This window comes from Streptomyces sp. DSM 42067 (assembly GCF_055792885.1).
Genome location: NZ_CM147706.1, coordinates 5,989,271 through 6,009,760, shown reverse-complemented (window position 1 = coordinate 6,009,760; position 20,490 = coordinate 5,989,271). Strand labels below are relative to the sequence as shown.

Annotated in this window: 19 protein-coding genes and 1 tRNA gene; 5 read left to right on the top strand and 15 right to left on the bottom strand. The window is 69.6% G+C overall.

Annotation, left to right across the window (positions count from 1 at the left end; translation table 11 throughout):
• Window positions 1–141: 141 nt before the first annotated feature.
• Together ACSMXV_RS27455 and ACSMXV_RS27450 are read right to left on the bottom strand one after the other, a co-directional pair.
• Window positions 142–215, bottom strand: a tRNA-Met gene (locus tag ACSMXV_RS27455).
• Between the two features lie 45 nt (window positions 216–260).
• Window positions 261–3,236 carry a UPF0182 family membrane protein gene (locus tag ACSMXV_RS27450; protein ID WP_473179083.1) on the bottom strand — a complete coding sequence of 992 codons (2,976 nt, stop codon included), beginning with the start codon at window positions 3,234–3,236 and terminating at the stop codon, window positions 261–263.
• 138 nt (window positions 3,237–3,374) lie between these two features.
• Between ACSMXV_RS27450 and ACSMXV_RS27445 the strand changes: the two genes are divergently transcribed.
• Entirely contained in the window at window positions 3,375–3,932 is a 558-nt protein-coding gene (locus ACSMXV_RS27445; protein ID WP_473173889.1) for a PPA1309 family protein, read from the top strand.
• 81 nt (window positions 3,933–4,013) lie between these two features.
• Here ACSMXV_RS27445 and ACSMXV_RS27440 read toward each other — a convergent pair whose 3' ends face one another.
• The 4 genes from ACSMXV_RS27440 to ACSMXV_RS27425 form a co-directional block, all read right to left on the bottom strand.
• On the bottom strand, window positions 4,014–5,105 hold the full coding sequence (locus tag ACSMXV_RS27440) for a YlbL family protein (protein WP_473173888.1): 1,092 nt from the start codon (window positions 5,103–5,105) through the stop codon (window positions 4,014–4,016).
• 68 nt (window positions 5,106–5,173) lie between these two features.
• Window positions 5,174–5,341, bottom strand: a complete 168-nt coding sequence (locus tag ACSMXV_RS27435; RefSeq protein ID WP_473173887.1) for a hypothetical protein — start codon at window positions 5,339–5,341, stop codon at window positions 5,174–5,176.
• Window positions 5,342–5,555: 214 nt separating this feature from the next.
• The gene (locus ACSMXV_RS27430; RefSeq protein ID WP_473173886.1) at window positions 5,556–6,014 is read right to left on the bottom strand and encodes a molybdenum cofactor biosynthesis protein MoaE; all 459 of its coding nucleotides are present in this window, start codon (window positions 6,012–6,014) and stop codon (window positions 5,556–5,558) included.
• Between the two features lie 206 nt (window positions 6,015–6,220).
• The gene (locus tag ACSMXV_RS27425; protein WP_473173885.1) at window positions 6,221–7,384 is read right to left on the bottom strand and encodes an SDR family oxidoreductase; all 1,164 of its coding nucleotides are present in this window, start codon (window positions 7,382–7,384) and stop codon (window positions 6,221–6,223) included.
• Between the two features lie 192 nt (window positions 7,385–7,576).
• Here ACSMXV_RS27425 and ACSMXV_RS27420 point away from each other — a divergent pair, with 192 nt between their 5' ends.
• Both ACSMXV_RS27420 and ACSMXV_RS27415 read left to right on the top strand, forming a co-directional pair.
• Window positions 7,577–9,058, top strand: coding sequence for a zinc-dependent metalloprotease (locus ACSMXV_RS27420; RefSeq protein ID WP_473173884.1), 1,482 nt, complete (start codon window positions 7,577–7,579; stop codon window positions 9,056–9,058).
• Entirely contained in the window at window positions 9,055–9,579 is a 525-nt protein-coding gene (locus ACSMXV_RS27415) for an NUDIX hydrolase (protein ID WP_473173883.1), read from the top strand. Before ACSMXV_RS27420 ends, ACSMXV_RS27415 begins: the two co-directional genes overlap by 4 nt.
• 96 nt (window positions 9,580–9,675) lie before the next feature.
• Here the strand turns inward: ACSMXV_RS27415 and ACSMXV_RS27410 are convergent, their stop codons facing one another.
• From ACSMXV_RS27410 to ACSMXV_RS27395, 4 genes are all read right to left on the bottom strand, one after another.
• Complete coding sequence (locus tag ACSMXV_RS27410; RefSeq protein WP_473173882.1) at window positions 9,676–10,428, bottom strand: AIM24 family protein; 753 nt, start codon at window positions 10,426–10,428, stop codon at window positions 9,676–9,678.
• A gap of 11 nt (window positions 10,429–10,439) precedes the next feature.
• Window positions 10,440–11,117 (bottom strand): AIM24 family protein, encoded by a 678-nt coding sequence (locus ACSMXV_RS27405; RefSeq protein WP_181655375.1) that lies wholly within the window; start codon window positions 11,115–11,117, stop codon window positions 10,440–10,442.
• Window positions 11,118–11,125: 8 nt separating this feature from the next.
• Window positions 11,126–12,682 (bottom strand): TerD family protein, encoded by a 1,557-nt coding sequence (locus ACSMXV_RS27400; protein WP_473173881.1) that lies wholly within the window; start codon window positions 12,680–12,682, stop codon window positions 11,126–11,128.
• A 214-nt stretch (window positions 12,683–12,896) separates the two neighbouring features.
• Complete coding sequence (locus ACSMXV_RS27395; RefSeq protein ID WP_181655373.1) at window positions 12,897–13,493, bottom strand: M48 metallopeptidase family protein; 597 nt, start codon at window positions 13,491–13,493, stop codon at window positions 12,897–12,899.
• Window positions 13,494–13,750: 257 nt separating this feature from the next.
• Between ACSMXV_RS27395 and ACSMXV_RS27390 the strand changes: the two genes are divergently transcribed.
• On the top strand, window positions 13,751–14,893 hold the full coding sequence (locus tag ACSMXV_RS27390; RefSeq protein ID WP_473173880.1) for a TOMM precursor leader peptide-binding protein: 1,143 nt from the start codon (window positions 13,751–13,753) through the stop codon (window positions 14,891–14,893).
• Between the two features lie 41 nt (window positions 14,894–14,934).
• On the top strand, window positions 14,935–16,335 hold the full coding sequence (locus ACSMXV_RS27385) for an ABC1 kinase family protein (RefSeq protein WP_473173879.1): 1,401 nt from the start codon (window positions 14,935–14,937) through the stop codon (window positions 16,333–16,335).
• A gap of 123 nt (window positions 16,336–16,458) precedes the next feature.
• On the opposite strand, the gene ACSMXV_RS27380 is transcribed toward ACSMXV_RS27385, so the two are convergent.
• From ACSMXV_RS27380 to ACSMXV_RS27360, 5 genes are all read right to left on the bottom strand, one after another.
• On the bottom strand, window positions 16,459–16,713 hold the full coding sequence (locus ACSMXV_RS27380; protein WP_473173878.1) for a hypothetical protein: 255 nt from the start codon (window positions 16,711–16,713) through the stop codon (window positions 16,459–16,461).
• 113 nt (window positions 16,714–16,826) lie between these two features.
• Window positions 16,827–17,150, bottom strand: coding sequence for a hypothetical protein (locus ACSMXV_RS27375; RefSeq protein ID WP_181655370.1), 324 nt, complete (start codon window positions 17,148–17,150; stop codon window positions 16,827–16,829).
• The gene (locus ACSMXV_RS27370) at window positions 17,147–17,515 is read right to left on the bottom strand and encodes a WhiB family transcriptional regulator (protein ID WP_181655369.1); all 369 of its coding nucleotides are present in this window, start codon (window positions 17,513–17,515) and stop codon (window positions 17,147–17,149) included. Before ACSMXV_RS27370 ends, ACSMXV_RS27375 begins: the two co-directional genes overlap by 4 nt.
• Window positions 17,516–17,689: 174 nt before the next feature.
• Complete coding sequence (locus tag ACSMXV_RS27365) at window positions 17,690–18,013, bottom strand: hypothetical protein (protein ID WP_181655368.1); 324 nt, start codon at window positions 18,011–18,013, stop codon at window positions 17,690–17,692.
• A gap of 171 nt (window positions 18,014–18,184) precedes the next feature.
• Entirely contained in the window at window positions 18,185–20,446 is a 2,262-nt protein-coding gene (locus ACSMXV_RS27360; protein WP_473179082.1) for an ATP-dependent DNA helicase UvrD2, read from the bottom strand.
• Window positions 20,447–20,490 lie beyond the last annotated feature (44 nt).

The window sequence follows — 20,490 nt, the reverse complement described above, 5'->3', positions numbered from 1 at the left end:
CTTCGTACAAGCGTCAGTCGTCAACAGCTCTCACGGGTGAACTCACGGACGGAGCCGGGTCGGCGAGCGAGGGAACCGGGTCGGCGAACGCAGACATGTCGAAGGCCCGGATCCTGAATGGATCCGGGCCTTCGACTTCAGTAGCGGGGACAGGATTTGAACCTGCGACCTCTGGGTTATGAGCCCAGCGAGCTACCGAGCTGCTCCACCCCGCGCCGTGTTCTGGAACAGTATCACGACGCGAGACGGAGCCGCCCTGGTCAGGTCGTGTTCTCGCTGCTCTGGCCGCTGCCGGCCGCCTCGTTACTGCTGCCCTCCTGGCTGCCGCTCTGGTCGCCCGAGGTCTCACCGGACTTGTCGCCCGACGCGTCTCCCGGCTTGTCAGCGGTCCTGGACTGAGCGTCCTCCGCGCGCTTCAGCGCATCCTCGAGGTCCTGCTGCGCCTGGCCGTACGCCTCCCAGTCGCCCTTCTTGAGGGCTTCCTGTCCGGCCTCGAAGGCCTTCTGCGCATCGTCGAGCGCCTCCTGCACCGTCGGGTTCTCCGACGTCGGCGGCTCGGCCGGCTGTTCCTCGGCTGGTGGCTGCGTGGCTCCCTCGGCCCCGAAGACCTTGTTGAGCGCCTGCTCGAGCGTGTCCTCGAAGGCGGTCGCGCCTCCGTAGGTCACCAGAACCTTGCGCAACAGCGGGTACTTCAGTCCACCACCGCGTACGTAGACGGGCTCCACGTACAGCAGACCTCCGTCGAGCGGCACCGTCAGCAGGTTGCCGTACTCGACCTCCGAGTCGCCGCCTCTCAGCAGCCTGATGGACTCGGCGATGTCCTGTTCGGAGTTGAACTGGCTCTGGACCTGTTTGGGCCCGTCGACCGTTCTGCTCGAGGGCAGCTTCAGGATCTTGATCTTGCCGTAGTCGGACGTGCCCGCCTCGGCGTTGACCGACATGAACGCGCTCAAGTTGTCGCGGCCGTTCGGCGTGAACGTCGTCGTCAGCGAGAACGCCTGCGCCGTCTCGTCGGGCATCTTCATGCTCAGGTAGTACGGCGGCACGGCGTTGCCCGACTTGTTGGTCGGATCGTCCGGCACCTGCCACACCTCGCTGCCGCTGAGGAACGTCTGCGCGTCCTTCACGTGATAGCGCGTCAGCAGCTCACGCTGGACCTTGAACAGGTCCTGCGGGTACCGCAGATGGCTCAGGAGGGACTGGGAGATGTCGCCCTTGGGCTCGACCGTGCCTGGGAAGGCCTTCATCCAGGTCTTCAGGACCGGGTCCTGGGTGTCCCACTGGTACAGCTTGACGGTGCCGTCGTAGGCGTCGACGGTCGCCTTCACCGAGTTGCGGATGTAGTTGACCTGGTTCTGCTGGGCCACCACCGCGCGCTGGTTGTTGGCGGCGGTCAGCGAGTCGGCCGTGGTGTCGCCGAGCGTCGTGCGCGAGGCGTACGGGTATCCGTTCGTGGTCGTGTACGCGTCGACGATCCACTGGATGCGGCCGTCGACCACCGCCGGATAGGCGTCGCCGTCGATGGTGAGCCAGGGGGCCACCGCCTCGACGCGCTCCTTGGGTGTGCGGTTGTACAGGATCCGCGAGCCCTCGCCGATCGCGCCCGAGTAGAGGATCTGCGGCTCGTTGAACGCCGCCGCGTACGCGGCCCGGTTGATCGGGTTGGAGAGGTTGACGCCGCTGTTGCCCTTGTAACTGGTCGTCTTCTCGCCGCTGTCGTCGGAGTAGTCGATCTCCTTCTGCGGACCGCCGACGATCGAGTACTGCGTGGTCTTCTCGCCGTAGTAGATCCGCTGCTCGTACTCGCCGAGCGCTCCCCGGGACGGCAGGTCGGACTCGGTGAAGACCGGCCGGCCCTCGGCGTCCGCCGTGGTGCCCTTGGCCGCGACCGCGCCGTAGCCATGGGTGTAGCGGAAGTGGTCGTTGATCCAGTTGTTCTTCGGAATGCCGTTGATGTTGAGCTCGCGCAGCCCGATGACGGTGTCCTGCTCCTGGCCCTCGATGTTGTACCGGTCGACGTCCAGGTTCGAGGGGAACGCGTAGTAGTTCCTGATCTGCTGGAGCTGCTGGAACGTCGGCGAGACGATGTTCGGGTCGAGCAGGCGGATGCTCGCCGCGTTGTCGGCGTCCTCACGGAGCTCGGACTTGTCCTCCGTGTTGCTCTTGCCCTCGTAGTCCTGCACCTGGGCGCCGTCGATGCCGTATGCCTGGCGAGTCGCCTTCAGGTTCTTCTCGACGTACGGCGCTTCCTTGGCCTGCTCGTTCGGCTGGACCTGGAACTTCTGGACGATCGCCGGGTACAGACCGCCGATGAGGATCGCCGAGAGCACCATGAGGCCGAAGCCGATGACCGGCAGCTGCCAGGTCCGCCGCCACAGCGTGGCGAAGAACAGCAGCGCGCAGATCACGGCGATGCAGAACAGAATCGTCTTGGCCGGCAGATACGCGTTCGCGTCCACGTACCTCAGGCCCGTCCAGTTGCCCGTGGCCTTGAAGTCGCTGGACTTCACCGCCAGGCCGTACCGGTCGAGCCAGTAGGCGACGGCCTTGAGCGTGACGAAGAGGCCGAGCAGCACCGACAGATGGCCGGTGGCGGCGGCCGTGGCGCGCGCGCCCGGGCTGGTGATGCGCAGCCCGCCGTACAGGTAGTGGGTGAGGGCGGCCGCGATCAGCGACAGCACCGCGGCGGCGAAGCCGAAGCCCAGCAGGAAGCGGTACCAGGGCAGGTCGAACGCGTAGAACGACACGTCGAGGTTGAACTGCGGGTCCTTCTGGCCGAAGGGCACGCCGTTGATCCACATCAGCCAGGTGCGCCACTGTCCGGCCGCGGAGGCGCCCGCGATCAGCCCGACCAGCGCGGCGACCGAGAGCAGGATCCACTTCTTGTACGGGGCGATGCCCATGCGGTAGCGGTCGAGGTTCTGCTGCTCCATCGACATGGCGCTCAGCGGCGGCCGGAGCCGGTGCGCCAGCCAGACGTTCACGCCGACGGCCAAGGCCATCAGCAGCCCGAAGACGAAGAACAGACCGATCTTGGTCCACAGGGTGGTCGTGAAGACGGACGAGTACTTCACCGACCGGTACCAGAGCCAGTCCGTCCAGAACCCTGCGAACATGACGAACGCCATGGCCAAGGCGGCCAGTACGCCCAGTGTCATGAGCAGAGTCCGGACACGCCGGGACGGTCGGCCCACTCTCATCCGCGGCCCCGTCGGGCCTCCGCCGCGGTCCGGCATCTGGAAAGCCAAGGTGTGCACCTCGAAGTTCGCTGGTTGGTCTCTCGGGCCCCGCGATCGCCGGGCCACACCCTATGCAACTTACTGATGCTTTACTCAGTTCCCGGTTCCGGGGCGGAACGAGGCAGGATTGTGACCATGTCCAACACCGCCTCCTCAGGCACCCCCATGGCGGCCGGTCCGCTCACCCGTGCCGTTCTCGAGATCGACGAGTACGTCGCAGGGCTCGGCTGGGACCAGCCGGCCCGGCTGTTCGCGCTCGTCGACACCGCTCAGCTGCGCTCCCAGGAGCCGGGGCTCGCGGAGCGCCTCGGCCTCACCGATGACGCGTCCGCCGGCTCCTTCACCCCCATCGAGCAGGACGAACTTCCGGCGGACAGCCCGTTGGACGAGTTCCTCGGCACGATCGCGTGGCCCGACGCCGTGGTGGGCTGTGCGCTCTCCGTGGAACGGCTGATGCTTCCGTCGTCCGCGGAGGCCTCCGTACCGGACGGCCTGGACGAGGCACAGCTCGCGAAGTGGGTCGCCGAGCATCCGGAGCGCCAGGAGGTGCGGATGACGGTCGCGGTGCTGCGCGACGGGGAGCGCGAGTCGGCGCTGCGGCTGCGCGAGAAGGACTCGTCGACCGAGGTGCTCACGGGCTCCGGCCTGGTGCCGGGCCTCGCCGAGGCGCTGGCGGCTACCTTCGCGGAGTAGGCGGCCGTCGAGGAGCCAGCGGCCTTCGAGCAGCGGGCGTCTTCGGGCAGGGCGTCAGGCCTTGTCCCCGCCCCCGGTGCGCTAACCCTTTGTGGTGCACCGGGGCAGGTCGGCCGTCTTGCCCTCCCGGATGTCCTCGAGGGAGTTCAGCGCATCGTCGATGGTGTTGACCTTGACGAGCGTGAGCCCCTTGGGGACCTCCTTTGCGGCCGCCGCGCAGTTGTCCTTGGGGGTCAGGAAGTACTGCGCGCCCTTGTCGCGGGCGCCGACCGTCTTCATTTCGATCCCGCCGATCGGGCCTACCTTGCCGCTGTCGTCGATGGTGCCGGTGCCTGCGACGAACTTGCCGCCGGTGAGACTGTCCGGCGTGAGCTTGTCGACGATGCCGAGGGCGAACATCAGACCGGCGCTCGGGCCGCCCACATCGGCGAGCTTGATGTCGATGGTGAACGGAAACGTGTGATCGGTTCCGGCCTGGATGCCGACGATGGCGCGGTCACCGTCCTCCGCCTTCTTTGTGGTGATCGTGATCTTCTGGGTGCGGGTCGCCTCCTTGCCCTCCTTCTCGGCGGCGGCCTGCTCCTTGGCGGGGACGACGGTGAAGACGACGTTCTCGCCGGGCTTGTGCCTGGTGACGAGGTCCGCGACGTCCTGCGGCTCCTTGACACTCGTGCCGTCGACGGCCTTGATGACGTCGCCCGCGTGCAGCTTGCCGACGGCCGGACTGTTCTTGAGCACCGACTCGACGATCACCCACGACTTCACGGGGACGTCCAGCTCCTTCAGGGCGGCGACCTTGGCGCTCTCCTGGGACTGGCTGAACTCCTCGGCGTTCTCCTGGGTCGACTGCTCCTCGGTCTTGCCGTCCGGGTAGAGGGTCTCGTGCGGAACCATCTTGCTGTCGTGTGCCAGCCAGCCGTAGACGGCCTGGACGAGGTTCATGTTGTAGTCGGCGCTGGTGACCCTGACCGTCGTCATGTTGAGGTGGCCGGTCGTCGGGTAGGTCTTGTGGCCGGAGATCTGCAGCACCGGCTCGCCGTCGTGATCGCCGAGCGTGTTCACCGTGGGGCCCGGCGTCATCTCCGAGTAGGGCACTTGGATGAGCACGCCTGCGCAGAGCAGCGCGATCAGCATCAGAGTGGAGGCGAGCATCGTCGCAGTGCGGCGTGGCATGGAACGACAGTACGGGACGGGTCTGTCAGTGCACTGCCGGGGCCGTCCGTACGGGGCCCGGGGACGGGTCAGGCCACGTCGGTGCCGTGGGACCTCTCCATCGCCTCGCGGAAGCGCTCATAGCCGGCGAGCTCCGGGCCGTCCCCCGCTCCGCGGTGCCTGGTGGCCCAGCTGCCCCACACGCCCGCCCCGATCGCGGCCACAAGCGGAATCAGCAACCACGCGAGCGCCGCCATCCCGTCCTCCCAACCCCACAAGCGACCGCAACTGACTGATCAGCAGATTAACCATCCGCACCGTCAACGCTCACGGCAGGGGTGCGGTTACGCAACTGGAATGTTTTTCGGCAAGTAGGCACGTCGGCATGGCGCCTGGCACCCACCCCTCGACGACGGCGCTACGCGCCGACCCGCCCTCCCGTCGCCCGACCACCACTCCCCGACGACGCCGCTACGCGCCCACCCATTCCTCTGTCCCGTCCGAGAACTTCTGGTGCTTCCAGATCGGAACTTCGTGCTTCAGATCGTCGATCAACTTGCGGCACGCCTCGAAGGCCTCCGCCCGGTGCGGGCAGGACACGGCGACGACCACCGCGATGTCGCCCACCCGCAGGTCGCCGACGCGATGGACGGCGGCGAGCGCACGTACCGGGTACTCGGCGACGACCTTCTCCGCGATGCGGCGCATCTCCGCCTCGGCGGTCGGATGGGAGGAGTATCCGAGCGCGTCCACGTCGGAGCCGCCGTCGTGGTTGCGCACCGTCCCGACGAACAGCGCGGTGCCACCCGCGGCATCGTCACCGGCGGCCCGGAAGACCTCGTCGACAGAAAGCGCACTGTCACGAAGCGCAAGAAGCCGGATGGGATCCTGCCCGGCCTGCTCACCGGGGTGGTCATAGGTGGGTGCCATAGCCCCATGGTGCCGCACAACACCGACAGCCGGGCAGACGCCCCGCACGAGCTGTGGACAGTCTTCCCGCTCCGCTGTGTGCAGGCGTTCCACAGGGCTGGAGGCACCTCCCCGCGATAGCTGGGGGACGGTGGACGCAGCCCACGACGGCGGGCACCGCGCGCGAGAGGCCCACCTGGACAGGGCAGGGCGCAGCCCGGCGCCCCTCAGCCCCGCCGCCGAGCCTTCCGAGCCCGCCGAACCACAGCCGCCGCCCCCAGCAGAGCCACCGTCGCCCCGGCCGCCCCCGCCGCGGTCGCGTCCTTGCGCCCAAGCCGCCGCCCGGCCACGGTGTGCCGCCCGGCGACCTCCTCGAGCAGCTCGGCGAGGACCTCCTCGTTGGTCCACTGCGGCCGCCACCCGGCGTCGTGGAGCCGGCTGACGCTGACGACCCACGGGTACATCGTGTACGCGAGGTCGCCCGCCGGCGACGGCGTGAGCCCGATGCGGTGCAGCCGGGCGGCGGCCCCCAGGGCGACCGCGGAGGGCAGCTCCATGCGGCGGACCCCGCTGAGCTCCTCGATCTCCTCCTGTTCCAGCCATCCGTCACAGCCGACGGCCAGCTCACCGTCGACCTTCTCCAGCACGGCGTACTCCAGGGCGCTGCACAGGTCCTCGACGTGGCAGAACTGCCACGCGGGGTGGGAGCCGGCGACGACGAGGAGCCGGGGCGACTCGAAGTAGCGGGTGAGCGCGGTGTCAGTACCGCCGACCAGGACGGCGGGTCTGACCACGGTGACGTTGAGCCCGGGATGTGCCCGCGGCGCTCGGCGCGCGAGCCGCTCGATCTCGAGCAGGTCGCCGACGCCCGTGCCCTCGGCGGTGGCGCGCAGCTCCGCGTCCTCCGAGAGCGGGAGCTCGTTGTCGGGCAGCGCCCCGTAGACCATGGCGGAGGTGCACAGCACCACACGGTGGACGCCCGCTGCGGCCGCGGCGGTCAGCACGGTCTGGGCGCCCCGCACGTTGTACGCGGTGCGGGCGGCCGGGTCCGTCCCCAGGTCCAGGTCGACGGCCAGGTGCACCACGACGTCCGCTCCGCGCAGCCGCTCGGCGATCGCCGGGTCCCGTACGTCGAGGATGTGCCACTGGGCGGACGCGCACTCTCCGCGGCGTTCGTCGATGGCCACGACCTGCTTGATCTCGTCGCTGGCGGCGAGACGCTCGGTCAGCAGCGCCCCGACGCCGGACGCGGCGCCGGTGACCGCTACGACGGGCCCGCGCGAGGCAGTCGACTCACCGGCCCGAAGCGCCGTCGTTGAGGGGTGGCGGCCGGGCGACGGGTGGGTTGATGGGTTTCGCGGTGCGCGAACCTGCGGATCTGGGGAACTCACCAGGCGTCTCCAGCGGTTGTCTTCAGTACGTTCGTGAATAACGCGCACGTACCAGGTGGCATCCATCCTGCCGCAGGCCCCCCGTCGGCGAAGCACTGAGGCCCGATCCGGTCATGGTGTCTACGCTGGGTGGTGAAGTTCGGGCAGCCGCCGCCGGTGTCGTACCGGCGGCCCAACAAGCCGAGGAATCCCGTGAGTGACACCCCATTCGGATTCGGCCTTCCGCCGGAGGAGCCGGAGAACGGCGACGAGGGCAAGAAGAAGGACCAGCAGGGCGGCGGTGGTGGTCAGGGACCTGCCAACCCCTTCGGTTTCGGAGGGCTGCCGGGAGCAGGCGGTCCGGGCGGCGCGGACAATCCGTTCGCCGCGATGTTCGGGTCGCTGAACCCCTCCGACCTGGGCGCCGCCTTCCAGCAGCTTGGCCAGATGCTCTCCTACGAGGGCGGCCCTGTGAACTGGGACATGGCCAAGCAGATCGCCCGCCAGACCGTCTCCCAGGGCACGCCCGACGGCACGAAGGACGCGAGCGTCGGCCCCGCTGATCGCGCGGCCGTCGAGGAGGCCGTGCGCCTGGCCGACCTGTGGCTGGACGGCGTGACGTCACTGCCGTCGGGGGCGGGATCCGCGCTGGCCTGGAGCCGCGCCGAGTGGGTCGAGGCGACCCTTCCGGTGTGGAAGGACCTCGTGGACCCGGTCGCCGAGCGCGTCGGCGCGGCCATGGGCGATGTCCTGCCCGAGGAGATGCAGGCCATGGCAGGCCCGCTGCTCGGCATGATGCGCTCCATGGGCGGCGCCATGTTCGGTACGCAGATCGGGCAGGCCGTGGGCGTGCTCGCGGGCGAGGTCGTCGGTTCGACGGACATCGGCCTGCCGCTCGGCCCGGCCGGAAAGGCCGCGCTGCTGCCGGCGAACATCGAGGCGTTCGGCAAGGACCTGGGCATCCCCAAGGACGAGGTCCGGCTCTATCTGGCGCTGCGTGAGGCGGCCCACCAGCGGCTCTTTGCGCATGTGCCGTGGCTGCGCTCGCACCTGTTCGGTGCGGTCGAGGGGTACGCGCGCGGGATCAAGGTCGACACGGCGAAGCTGGAGGACGTCGTCGGCCAGCTCGACCCGCAGAACCCGGAGCAGCTGCAGGACGCCCTCCAGCAGGGCATGTTCCAGCCGGAGGACACCCCCGAGCAGAAGGCCGCGCTGGCCCGTCTGGAGACGGCGCTGGCGCTCGTCGAGGGCTGGGTGGACGCCGTGGTGCACGAGGCGGCCAAGCCGCGTCTGTCGTCGGCGAACGCGCTGCGCGAGACGCTGCGCAGGCGCCGCGCGACGGGCGGCCCCGCCGAGCAGACGTTCGCGACGCTGATCGGGCTCGAGCTGCGTCCGCGCCGGCTGCGCGACGCGTCGCGCCTGTGGGCCTCGCTGACGGACGCGCGCGGGGTCGACGGCCGGGACGGCCTGTGGGCCCACCCGGACATGCTGCCGACCGCCTCCGACCTGGACGACCCGGACGGCTTCGTGCACCGCGAGCATCTGGACTTCTCCGAGCTGGACAAGATGCTCGGCGAGGCGGCGGGCGGCACCTCCGAAGCGCCGAACCTCCGCAAGGACGAGTCGGAAGGCGTCAAGAAGGACGATCCCGAGGACACCGGCAGCGACGACAGCGAGGGCCACGACGGCAAGTGAGCCTTCACGACGACGCCGTCCTCGTACTGGAGAGCTACGAGAGCCACGAGGACCAGGCAGAGCTGCGCCAGGCGTATCTCGACCATCTGAAGACGTATCCGGACGGGATGTGGAAGGCCTGCTCGGCCGGGCACATCACCGGGAGCGCCCTGGTGATCGACCCCGGGCACGAGCGTGTGCTGCTCACCCTCCACGGGAAGATCCGCAAGTGGCTGCAGATGGGCGGCCACTGCGAGCCCGGCGACGCGACGCTCGCTGATGCGGCGCTGCGCGAGGCCACCGAGGAGTCGGGCATCGCCGGGCTGAGCCTGCTCGGCGGGGGTCCGGTGCGCCTGGACCGGCATCTGACGCCCTGCGCATGGCATCTGGATGTGCAGTACGCGGCGCTCGCCCCTGCGGGGGCGGTCGAGTCGATCAGCGACGAGTCGCTGGACCTGCGCTGGTTCGGATACGACGAGGTGGCGGACGTCGCCGACGAGTCCGTTGTGCACCTGGTGAAGGCCACCCGCGCAAGGCTCTGAGCCTTCACAGCCGGCTCTTGCAGCCGGTTCGCCACGAGGCTGCTGAAGGGGCGGTCCCGCCGAGCGGGGCCGCCCCTTTCGCGGCCGTCCGCGCGGTCAGCTGCGGTTGCCGCCCAGGGAGTTGCCCCGCAGCCCGCCGCCGCCCATGCCGAACTGGCCGAGGAGGCCGGAGCTCCGCAGATGCTGCGGAGGCAGCAGCTCGCTCGGCTGGACGAGCACGTGGCCATGGCCCTGGAACTGCATCTCCCAGCCCTCACCGGTCGAGCCCCTGCGGCGCCAGACGGCGGAGGTCGAGGTCGGCGCCTGCATCTGCGTGTGCAGCGATGTGGACCAGGCGATCACCGCGTCGGCGTCCGCGCAGACATTGCGGTCCGGGGCGACCTCCAGGAGGAGCGGCTCGCCGGAGGTCAGCAGGGCGACCTTGCCCGCTCCGGTCAGCTCCAGGTTGTACGCGCCCGCCGAGGCGACGCCGACGGCGCTGTCCACGGCGACGATGCCGACGCCGAGCGTACCGTCGAAGGCGAGGACGGAGGAGCTGTCGACCGTGATGCCCTGGCCGACCTCCATGACATGGATGTGCTGCGCGAAGTTGGCAAGGTAGACGTTCCCGTTGCCTTTGCAGCGCATCAGTTCAAGTCGCTCGTTGGTCATCCGCTCGACGTTGCGCCAGCTCCGGCTGCGGTACTGGCTGTCGAACTCGATCTGGCCCTCGAAGGCGACCATCGCGCCCTGCCGGGCGAGGATGGCTCCGGTTCCCCGGTTCACGTCGACCTTGAGCAGCTGAGGGTTCTGCAGCGTGTACCGGTCGGTGGACTCCACCGGGACGTGCGCGAAGAGTGTGCTGTGCATGGGTGCTCCTCTCAGCCCCGGATCTTGAATCGGTCGCCGGTGTCCTCGCTGGGCTGGACGACCACGAAGCCCTGGCCCTTGAAGCCGACCTGCAGTGCCTCACCGCTGCCCCGGCCGATGAGGGCGCCCGCCTTGATCGTGCGGCGTGCCTTCATGTCGAGATTGGTGGTCCACGCGACGAGTGCGTCGGGGTCGACGTACGTCTCGCGCTCGGCGCAGTCGAGCACGGTCGGGATGCCCCGGCTGACGAGGGCGACCCAGCCGGTGCCACGGATGACGAGGTTCGTCAGGCCGGAGCCGGAGAGCTTGGCGAGGCCCTTGACCGGCTCGATGGCGAGCTGGAGGGTGGCGTCGCAGGCAAGGAGCGTCGCGCCGTTGACCGACAGCGCCTCGTCCGCGAGGTGGACCACGAGGACGTCGGCTCCGTAGTCCGCGAGATAGAGATCGCCGTCGCCGCGGCAGAGCATGAGCCTGCCGCCCTCTCCGGTGACCATCTCCTCGGCGGAGCGGCGCAGCGTGGCGGGGGGCGCTTCGAACTGCACATAGCCGTCGTACGCGATCATCGATCCGGACTTGGCGATCAGGTCCTGGCCCGTGACCATCGTGACCTTCAGCGTCTTGGCGCTGTGCACGGCCATGCGTACGCCGGTGGAGACGGCGCGGTGGGCGGTGAGCATGTTCGTATCCATGGCCTGCCTCACACCTCGAAGGGCTGGACGACGACGAAGTTGCCAGGGGCGCCCCGGAACTGGAGGTTGATCGCCTCGGACTGGCTGCTGGCGTAGCCGGAGCGGCGCAGCCGCAGCGCGGTGGTGGTGACGGCCTGTGCGCCCGCCGACCACGCGATCACGGCGTTGCCGTCGACGTACGTCGCGGGGCCGACCGGGAGGACGACCGGGATGCCGCGCGTCTTGACGACGACTGCTCCGGTGCCGGAGAAGAGCATCGAGAAGAAGCCGCCGCCGGGCAGCCCGACGCCCTCGATGCGGCGGATCTCTGTGTCCAGCGACTCGTCGAAGGCGAGAACGCCGTGCGCGCTGGTGTAGAGCTGGTCGCCCTCGAGACGGATCACGAAGAGCCGGCTGGCCTCGTCCGCGAGGAACACCTCGCCGTCGCCGGAACAGCGCATGAGGGACATGCCCTGGCCGGTGAGCTGACCCGTGAGCTTGCCCAGCAGGCCGGAACCTTTGTAGGCGAAGTCGATGTCGCCTTGGTAGGCGACCATGCTGCCCTGCTTGGCGAGGATGGGCTGGCCCTTGGTGAGGGTGGCCCTGACCTGCTGCGCGTTCTGCTCGGTCCACCGGTCTCCTACGGCGACCTCGGCGTATTTGGTCAGGACGACGCGCAGTCCGGCCTCGGCGGGGACCGGGCCCGGCGCCTGGACACCGCCGAAGGGCTGGCCCGGCACCCCGGGTGGGCCGACGGGCGGCCCCGGCGGCTGGGTCGCGAAGGGCGCGGGGGCGGGGGCGGGGGCGGGCGGGGTCATCGGGCCGGCGACCGTCGGCGCCGTGTACATCTGCGGGTTCCCAGGCGCGGGTGCCGGTGCGGGTGCGGGCGCGGGGGCCTGAGGGGGGATGTTGGGCGCGCCGAACGACGGGGCGGGCGGCGGTGCCTGAGGCGTCTGGGGGGTGGCGGGGACGCCGAACGACGGGGCCGGGGCGGTCTGCGCGGGCGGGGCGAACCCGGGGGCACCAGTCTCCTGGGGCTCCTGCGCCGCCGACTCCTCTTCCGCGACCTCACCGCCGAAATTCTTCAGCAGTGCATCGAGTCCGCCGTCGAAGCCCTGCCCGACGGCGGCGAACCGCCATGCGTCCTTCAGGTAGAAGTCGCCCAGCATCACGGCGCGTTCGGTGGAGAACTCCGCGCCGCTGAAGGCGTAGCGCGCAACCTCCTCACCTCCCGCGACGATCCGGATGCAACCCGGCGCGATCTGCGACATCTGCCCGGCGCCGTCGATGGTCGCGGTGAAGGACAGCTTGTGGATGTGCGCCGGTATCCGGTCGAGCGTGACGCGGAAGGACTCCGTGTCGCCGGCCTGCGCACCGAGCAGCTGAATCGCGTCCTCGGGCGTCTTCGGCTGGTTGAAGAAGACGAAATAGCGGTCGTCCGAGAGCTGCTCGTTGGCGTCGAGACCGAAGCAGCTGATGTCGAACGTCAGCCCGGGGCCAGAGATCTGCACACCCACATACAGATCGGTCCCCGCGGTGAGATCACTGATCTTGGCCTTGTGGCCGCGTTGGAATTCCCTGGCCATGCGTAAGACCGTCCCCCATCCCAGAGTTGATTACGTCGCGCCAGGCTAACCGCAAGTGCTGACAACCGACGCAGTCGATACAGAGCCGGTACAGAATCAACGCTTCGGACAGGGTGACGTACGGTCAGTCCCGCTCGCGCGGCGTGCGGAACGGCGGACGAGGCCTTTCATGGCGGGCCGTGTACGTGCGCGGCCGCCACTTCGCGCTCCGCTGTCATTCGCGGCGAGCGGCCGGCACATGCGGCAGCCGGTCGGCCGCGACGACCCCTTCGAGATAGCCCCGAGCCCGCTCTGTGCGCGGATACGCCTCGAGAAGCCGCCAGAACCCCGGCCCGTGGCCGGGGACCAGAAGGTGGGCCAGCTCGTGGACGAGGACGTAGTCCACGACGTACTCGGGCATGCCCTGCAACCGGTGCGAAAGACGGATGCTGCCCTCCGACGGGGTGCAGGAGCCCCAGCGTGTGTTCTGATTGGTCACCCATCGGACCGATGTGGGCCGCGCCCGACCGCCGAAATACTGCTCCGACAGCCGCTCGGCGCGCTCCGTCAGCTCGGCATCCCCCAGAACCCGCTTGCTCTCCTGGGCAGCGAGTTTGTCGAGCATGACCCTGACCCAGCGCTGCTCCTCGGCCTCGGACATACGGGCGGGGATCAGCACGACGGTGCGATCGCCCTCGCGGTATGCGGAGACGGTTCTGCGTCGGCGAGCGCTCCTGCGGACCTCGACCGCGCTCGCCCGCGAGCCGCCTGACGGCGGGCTGGTCGTGCTGCGCTGTGGGGTTCCGGCGCGGTGCAACGGGTCGGCGGACACGCCCCGACGTTACCCGCTGGACGTAGGGGAAGTCCTGCCTCCCGGAGGGTTCGCCACCGATCCACTCCCCGAACACTTGATTTATACGACTAATCCCCACTGCCTGTGGACAACTCAGCGCATCCTTCTGCCCGACCGCTGCATGCTGGCCATCGACACCGACCGGCGGAGGCACCGACGCTTCGCCGGCCTGGAACACGCATGCCGAGACCTGAGCTGATCTCTCGGCGAATCCACGTTGGCAACGGGGGACAGCCATGCATCCGATCCTGAAACCCGCGCTGCGGCGCGGCTGGCGCGACCGCAACACCGTGCAGTTCGGTGTGGCACCCGCACACGCGGTCGTGCTCGGCCCGGTGGACACGGCCACCGGCAGCTTCCTGACCCTGCTGGACGGGACCCGCGGACTGGAGCTCCTGCGCGACGAAGGCCGGCGCATAGGGCTGCCCGACGGACATGTAGACAGGCTCGTTGAGCGCCTGTCCGCAGCAGGGCTCCTGGACGATGCGACAGGCGGCGGCCCTGCCGCCGAAGCCCTGCGCAAGCGCGAAAGCACCCTTCAGCGCCTGCAGCCCGACCTTGCGTCGCTCTCGGTCGTCACGTCAGAACCGGGCGGCGCCATGACGAAGTTGGCCGCACGCCGCGCCCTGCGCGTGCAGATCCAGGGCGCGGGCCGGGTGGGAGCGGTCATGGCCTCCGTCCTGGCGGCAGCCGGTGTGGGCCACATCGACGTACAGGACGTCGGATGCGTCGAACCGTGTGACGTGGCACCCGGTGGCCTGTCCGCCGACTCCGTCGGCGACCGCAGGACGGAAGCCGCTCGTCAGGCCGTACGACGAGCGGCCCCCGACCGCGTACCCCGCCGTACCAGGTCAGATCAGACGACAGCAGGCGAGCCGGGGCTGTCCCTTGTGATCCTCGCCCCGCGCGACGGCCTGGCCGCCCACGTCCCTGACCCGGCCGCCGCGGAACCCCTCGTCGCCTCCGGGACACCTCACCTCTACGCGGGCGTGGTGGAAGGCACCGGCGTGGTCGGCCCCTTGGTCCTGCCCGGCACGACGGCCTGTGCGGGCTGTCTGTCGCTGGGACGCGCGGACCGGGATCCCACGTGGCCGCGTCTGGTGGCTCAGTGGCGCTCAGGCCATCAGCGTCATGTCGCCGCCTGCGATGCCGCTCTGGCGATGGCGGTCGCAGGACTGGCGGCGGCACACGCCCTGGCCTTTCTGGACGGGGGATCACCGGCGAGCACGGGAGCCCGCTGGGAAGCGTCACTACCAGGACTCGACTGGCATCCGCGACCCATGTGGCCGCACCCGGCATGCCCGTGCGGAGCCATCGAGCAAGGTAAGAGTGAACAGACCTCGGGTGACGGGGAGCGGCACGAGACAATGGCCGGGTGACCGCCGCACAGGGTACGGCTGTCTGGGAATTGGAGGGGCGCATGTCTGATCTTCCCCGGAAGGCGGTCACCCGTACCGCCAAGCTCGCCGCGCTGCCGCTCGGATTCGCCGGGCGCGCCACGTGGGGGCTGGGCAAGCGCATCGGCGGCAAGTCTGCGGAGATCGTGGGGCGCGAGCTGCAACAGCGCACCGCGGAACAGCTGTTCAAGGTGCTCGGGGAGCTGAAGGGCGGCGCCATGAAGTTCGGGCAGGCCCTGTCCGTCTTCGAGTCCGCGCTGCCGGAGGAGATCGCCGGGCCCTACCGTGCCGCGCTGACCAAACTGCAGGAGGCGGCTCCGCCCATGCCGACCCGCACCGTGCACTCCGTACTGGAGGAGCGGCTCGGCGAGGAGTGGCGCGAACATTTCCTGCAGTTCGAGGACAAGCCCGCCGCGGCCGCGTCGATCGGCCAGGTGCACCGGGCCGTGTGGCACGACGGGCGCGAGGTTGCCGTCAAAGTGCAGTACCCGGGCGCCGGAGAGGCGCTGCTGTCTGATTTGAACCAACTCAGCCGATTTGCACGGTTGCTGGGGCCTCTGATCCCTGGGGTGGACATCAAGCCTCTCATCGCGGAACTACGGGACCGGGTGTCCGAGGAGCTCGACTACGGACTGGAGGCACAGGCCCAGCAGGTCCATGCCGAAGTGTTCGCGGACGACCCGGATGTGCTGGTGCCCGCCGTGGTGCACCAGTGCGAGCAGGTGCTGGTCACCGAGTGGATCGACGGGGTACCGCTGTCGGAGGTGATCGCCGACGGCCTCCCCGAGCAGCGCGACCGGGCAGGGCAGCTGCTGGCCCGCTTTCTCTTCTCGGGGCCGGCCCGCACCGGCCTGCTGCACGCGGACCCGCACCCGGGCAACTTCCGGCTGTTGCCCGGCGACAACGACGACTGGCGGCTCGGGGTACTGGACTTCGGCACGGTGGACCGGCTGCCCGGGGGACTCCCGTCCACGATCGGTGACTCGCTGCGCATGGCGCTCGTCGGCCAAGCCGAGTCGGTCTACTCAAAGCTGCGCGAGGAAGGCTTCGTCAACGAGGAGGTGGAGCTCGACCCGGAGGCGGTGCTCGACTATCTACTGCCGATCATCGAGCCGGCACAGGTCGAGGAGTTCGAGTTCACCCGAAGCTGGATGCGCAGCCAGGCGGCGCGCATTGCCGATCCCCGCTCCCCCGCCTACCAGTTGGGCAAGCGGCTTAACCTGCCACCGTCGTATCTGCTGATACACCGGGTGACGCTGAGCACCATCGGCGTGCTGTGCCAGCTGGGCGCCAGGGTCCGGCTGAGGGAAGAGCTCGAGGCCTGGCTGCCGGGCTTCGTCGAGAGCGAGCCCCGCACGGGCGACTTCGACACCCTGGAGGAGTTCGCCGATCTCACCGAGGAGGAGCCGGCGGCTGAGGCGTGACAGCGAGCCGAAACAGCGAGATCAGGGCTGCCGAGCTGTCTCCCACCGCCGTGTGTACGGCCATTGCGCGCTCGTAGCGGCGGAGGGAGGGGCCCGGGAGGTTCAGCAAGAGTCATCCAGGTGTCACCACCAAGCAGAGTCCAGCCGTCCCTCAATCGCCCTCAGATGGGTGCGCGCACACGCATCACAGAAGTAGCTGCGCGTGCCGTTCTCCACGGAGCAGGTCCAGGTGAGCGGTGCGACCTCAGCCCGTGTGCCGCAGCGGGCGCACATGATGCCCTCGTCGTCCGGCAGCCGGGCAGGGCTCTGGGTCCGCGCGGGAGGCTGGGGCGCCGCTGCAGGGCCACCGATCTCACTGTCCCCGGGAAGACACGTCACGTCGTGACGGTACCGCCGAATCAGGCGTCGTCGGGTAACGCACCGCGGGGGCCGGTCTGTTCGGACCGGCCCCCGCGGGGAGCGCATGTACGCGTGGTGTGCGGCTGCGGCCGTTACTGCATCACGGCCAGGGCCAGGGCGCGGCGGGCGCGGAGCGACGCGCGCTCGGCGCGGCGCTGCATCCGCCGGGCGACGGCCAGGCGCACGGCCTGGCGTTCCGCCTCGGCCTCACGCAGTCGGTCGTGCATATGCGCACGAGCCAGGGCTTCTGGGATGAGTTGCATCTCTCGGGTCCTGTTCTGGCGCGAGTCGGTCGCGCCGGTGGTGGTGAAGTCTGGGGTCGCGGAGCCGACGGGCTCGCTGGTGGACGTCGTCATCGGGGCCTGCTTCTGGGGGTCGTGCGTGTGAGGGCGGTCGATCGTTCCGGTGGCGTTCATGCGACGACCGGGTTCTTGCGCGGGCGGCCACGCGGCCGCTTGCGGGCAACCACGACGCCCTGGACGAAGAGCTCGCCGCCCCAGACGCCCCACGGCTCACGCCGCTCCTTGGCGCCGGCGAGGCAGGCCTCGATCAGCGGGCAGGTGCGGCAGAGGGACTTGGCGTACTCGACATCGGCCGGCGACTCGGCGAAGAAGACCTCCGGGTCGTAGGAGCGGCAGGGGACGGGTACGCCGAGGTTCTCGATGGCGTCGTCGAGCGCGGAGAGCGCAGTGAGCGGGGTCAAGGTGGAGTCCTCCGTGAGGCCGGGCGGGGGGATCGTTTCGGAAGGCGGTACGGACGGGGCGTGCGCTTCGAGTTGCACGGTTCGTCTTCCTCGTCTGGTCGTTCCGGCCTGTTGGCCGGGTGGCGGCTGGTTGTACCGGGTCTTTCTTGTCCCGAGGCCCCTTCGCTCCGTCGTCCCCGTTGGGGGAAAACAGAAGGGCCGCGGATCCCGGATGGGGTTCCGCGGCCCTGAAGGCGCCGGCCTGATGGCATATCAGGCTGGATCACTCCAGGGTTCGAGCCCACGGAAGGCCCACATCGTGTGGTGCTGCGTCTGCTTGCGGGATCCGGCACCGGCCGCCGCAAAGGCATAGGCCGAGGCCTGTGCCACTGCTGCTACTGCTTCCGGTGCCTGGGTCGGTCGCTCATTGCGCTCCCGGATCTCAAGACCCGAGGGAGACACGGAGGACGCCGGACGCACGGCGGGAATGCCGGACAGACCGGTGCCCAGGTTGGAGAGGCCGAGCAGGCAGGAAGCGACGACCGAGCGATCGGTCATTTTGACGGTGCTGACGGAGCTGGTGTTGATGCTGATCACTGGAATCGCCTCCTCTCGGCGTCTCAGGGGACCGGTCAGGACCGGTCCGACGGCTTTTAAGTACAGCACGGAACCGGGGCTTCGAGAAGCCGCCGTTTCCGTGCTTAAGAACCTATGGGGATTGCCGGGGCATGCGCAAACTATTTTTCCGACGAGTTTGCGTCAGTCGGCCTACTGGTGGCTCCCAGGGGTCTCACCTGCGCAGATGGCCAACACATCGGCTCCGAACCGGTTGAGTTTGCGCACTCCGACCCCAGGGATACGAGCCAGTTCGGCCTCCTCGTCGGGTGCGGCCTCGGCGATCGCCATGAGTGTCTTGTCGGTGAAGACGCAGAACGCGGGCTGCCCCAGCTGCCGGGCCTCGTTGGCGCGCCAGTCGCGGAGTCGTTCGTAGAGGCCTTCGTCCATGTCCGACGGGCAGTCCTCACAGCGCATCAGTTTCATTTCGCCGGCGTCGGTGAGGGTGCGGCCGCAGACACGGCAGCGGGCAGGTGTCCTGGGCTGGCGACGGGGCCTTGCGGCGGTGGTGCCGGTGCCCCTGGAGCCGTACTCGATGCCGCCCGCGGCGACCGGGGCCCCGGCACCGCGGGTCGCGGCTGTGGAGGAGCCGGGTCGCAAACCGTCGAGGAAGCGGCTGGGGCGGCGGCTCGGGCGGCCGCCGGGCGAGCGGGACAGCGCCCAGGACACGAACACGTGCTGCCGCGCCCGGGTGACGCCCACGTAGAGGAGCCGCCGCTCTTCCTCTATCTGTTCGTCCGTTTTGGCATAGGTGATCGGCATCATGCCTTCCGCGACACCGACGAGGAACACGGCGTCCCATTCGAGGCCTTTCGCCGCGTGCAGGGAGGCGAGGGTGACGCCTTCGACCGTGGGGGCGTGCTGGGCGGCTGCGCGCTCGTCGAGTTCGGCGACGAGGTCGCCGAGGGTGGCTGACGGCTGGGCTCGGGCGCAGTCCTCGGCGAGACGGACGAGAGCGGCGAGTGACTCCCAGCGTTCACGGACGGCACCGGAGCCGGCCGGGGGTTGTGTGGTCCAGCCCTTGGTGGAGAGGACCGCCCGCACCTGGGAGGGCAGGTCGACGGCGTCGTCGAGGAGGGTGTCGTTGGCGCCGAAGCGGGCGGCCCCGCGCAGGGCGGCGCCTGCTTCGCGTACTTCGGTGCGTTCGAAGAACCGTTCGGCGCCGCGCAGCTGGTAGGGCACGCCTGCGTCCGCGAGCGCCTGCTCGTATGTCTCGGACTGGCTGTTCGTACGGAAGAGGACTGCGATCTCGCTGGCGGGGACGCCGGAGGCGATGAGATCGCGGATGCGGTGGGCGGCGCCTTCGGCTTCGGCGGGCTCGTCCAGGTACTCGGCGTAGACGGGTTCGGGGCCGGGCTTCCGCTGGGAGACCAGCTCGAGGCGGTGTTCGGCGGCGCGGCCGCGGGCGTGGGAGAGCAGGCCGTTGGCGAGGTGGACGATCTGGGGCGAGGAGCGGTAGTCGCGGACGAGTTTGACGACGGTGGCGCCGGGGTGCCGGGTCCGGAAGTTGAGCAGGTGGTCGGGGGTGGCGCCGGTGAAGGAGTAGATGGTCTGGCTTGCGTCGCCGACGACGCACAGGCTGTCGCGGTCGCCGAGCCAGAGTTCCAGGAGGCGCTGCTGGAGCGGGCTGACGTCCTGGTACTCGTCGACGACGAAGTGCTGGTACTGGCTGCGGACGTGGTCTGCGATGTCGTGGCGGTCCTGGAGGATCGCGACGGTCAGCAGCAGTACGTCCTCGAAGTCGATGACGGAGCGCTCGCGCTTGAGGTCCTCGTAGGTGGCGTAGAGCTGTGAGATCTCGGCCGGGTCGCGGGGGACGTCACGGCCGGCCTTGGCGGCCGCGGCGAGGTAGTCCGACGGGACGGTCTGGGTGACCTTGGACCATTCGATCTCGGCGGTGACGTCGCGCAGCTCGTTCCGGTCGAGGCGGATGCGGCAGGCGGCTGCGGCGTCGGCGACGAGCTGTATTTTGCGTTCCACGAGCCGGGGCAGCTGCCCGCCGACGGCTTTCGGCCAGAAGTACTGGAGCTGGCGCAGGGCGGCGGAGTGGAAGGTGCGTGCCTGGACTCCGGCGGCGCCGAGCTGGCGGAGGCGGCCGCGCATCTCGCCTGCGGCGCGGTTGGTGAAGGTGACGGCGAGGACGCTGGACGGCTGCAGGATTCCGGCGCGGACCCCGTACGCGATGCGGTGGGTGATCGCCCGCGTTTTGCCCGTGCCTGCTCCGGCCAGTACGCACACCGGTCCGTGCAGGGCGGTCGCGACCTCGCGCTGCTCGGGGTCGAGCCCGTCGAGCACGGCGTCGGCGCTGTCCGGAACCTGCGGGAAGAGGGTGGAGTGCGTTGCTGGTGTCACCCCGCCATGCTGCCAGGTCGCCGGAGACCGGTGAGCGGGTTGTCCACAGGCGGGTGGTCGCAGTCGTACTAATGCGGGAGAGGTGTGGCCCTTACGTGGCGGGAATG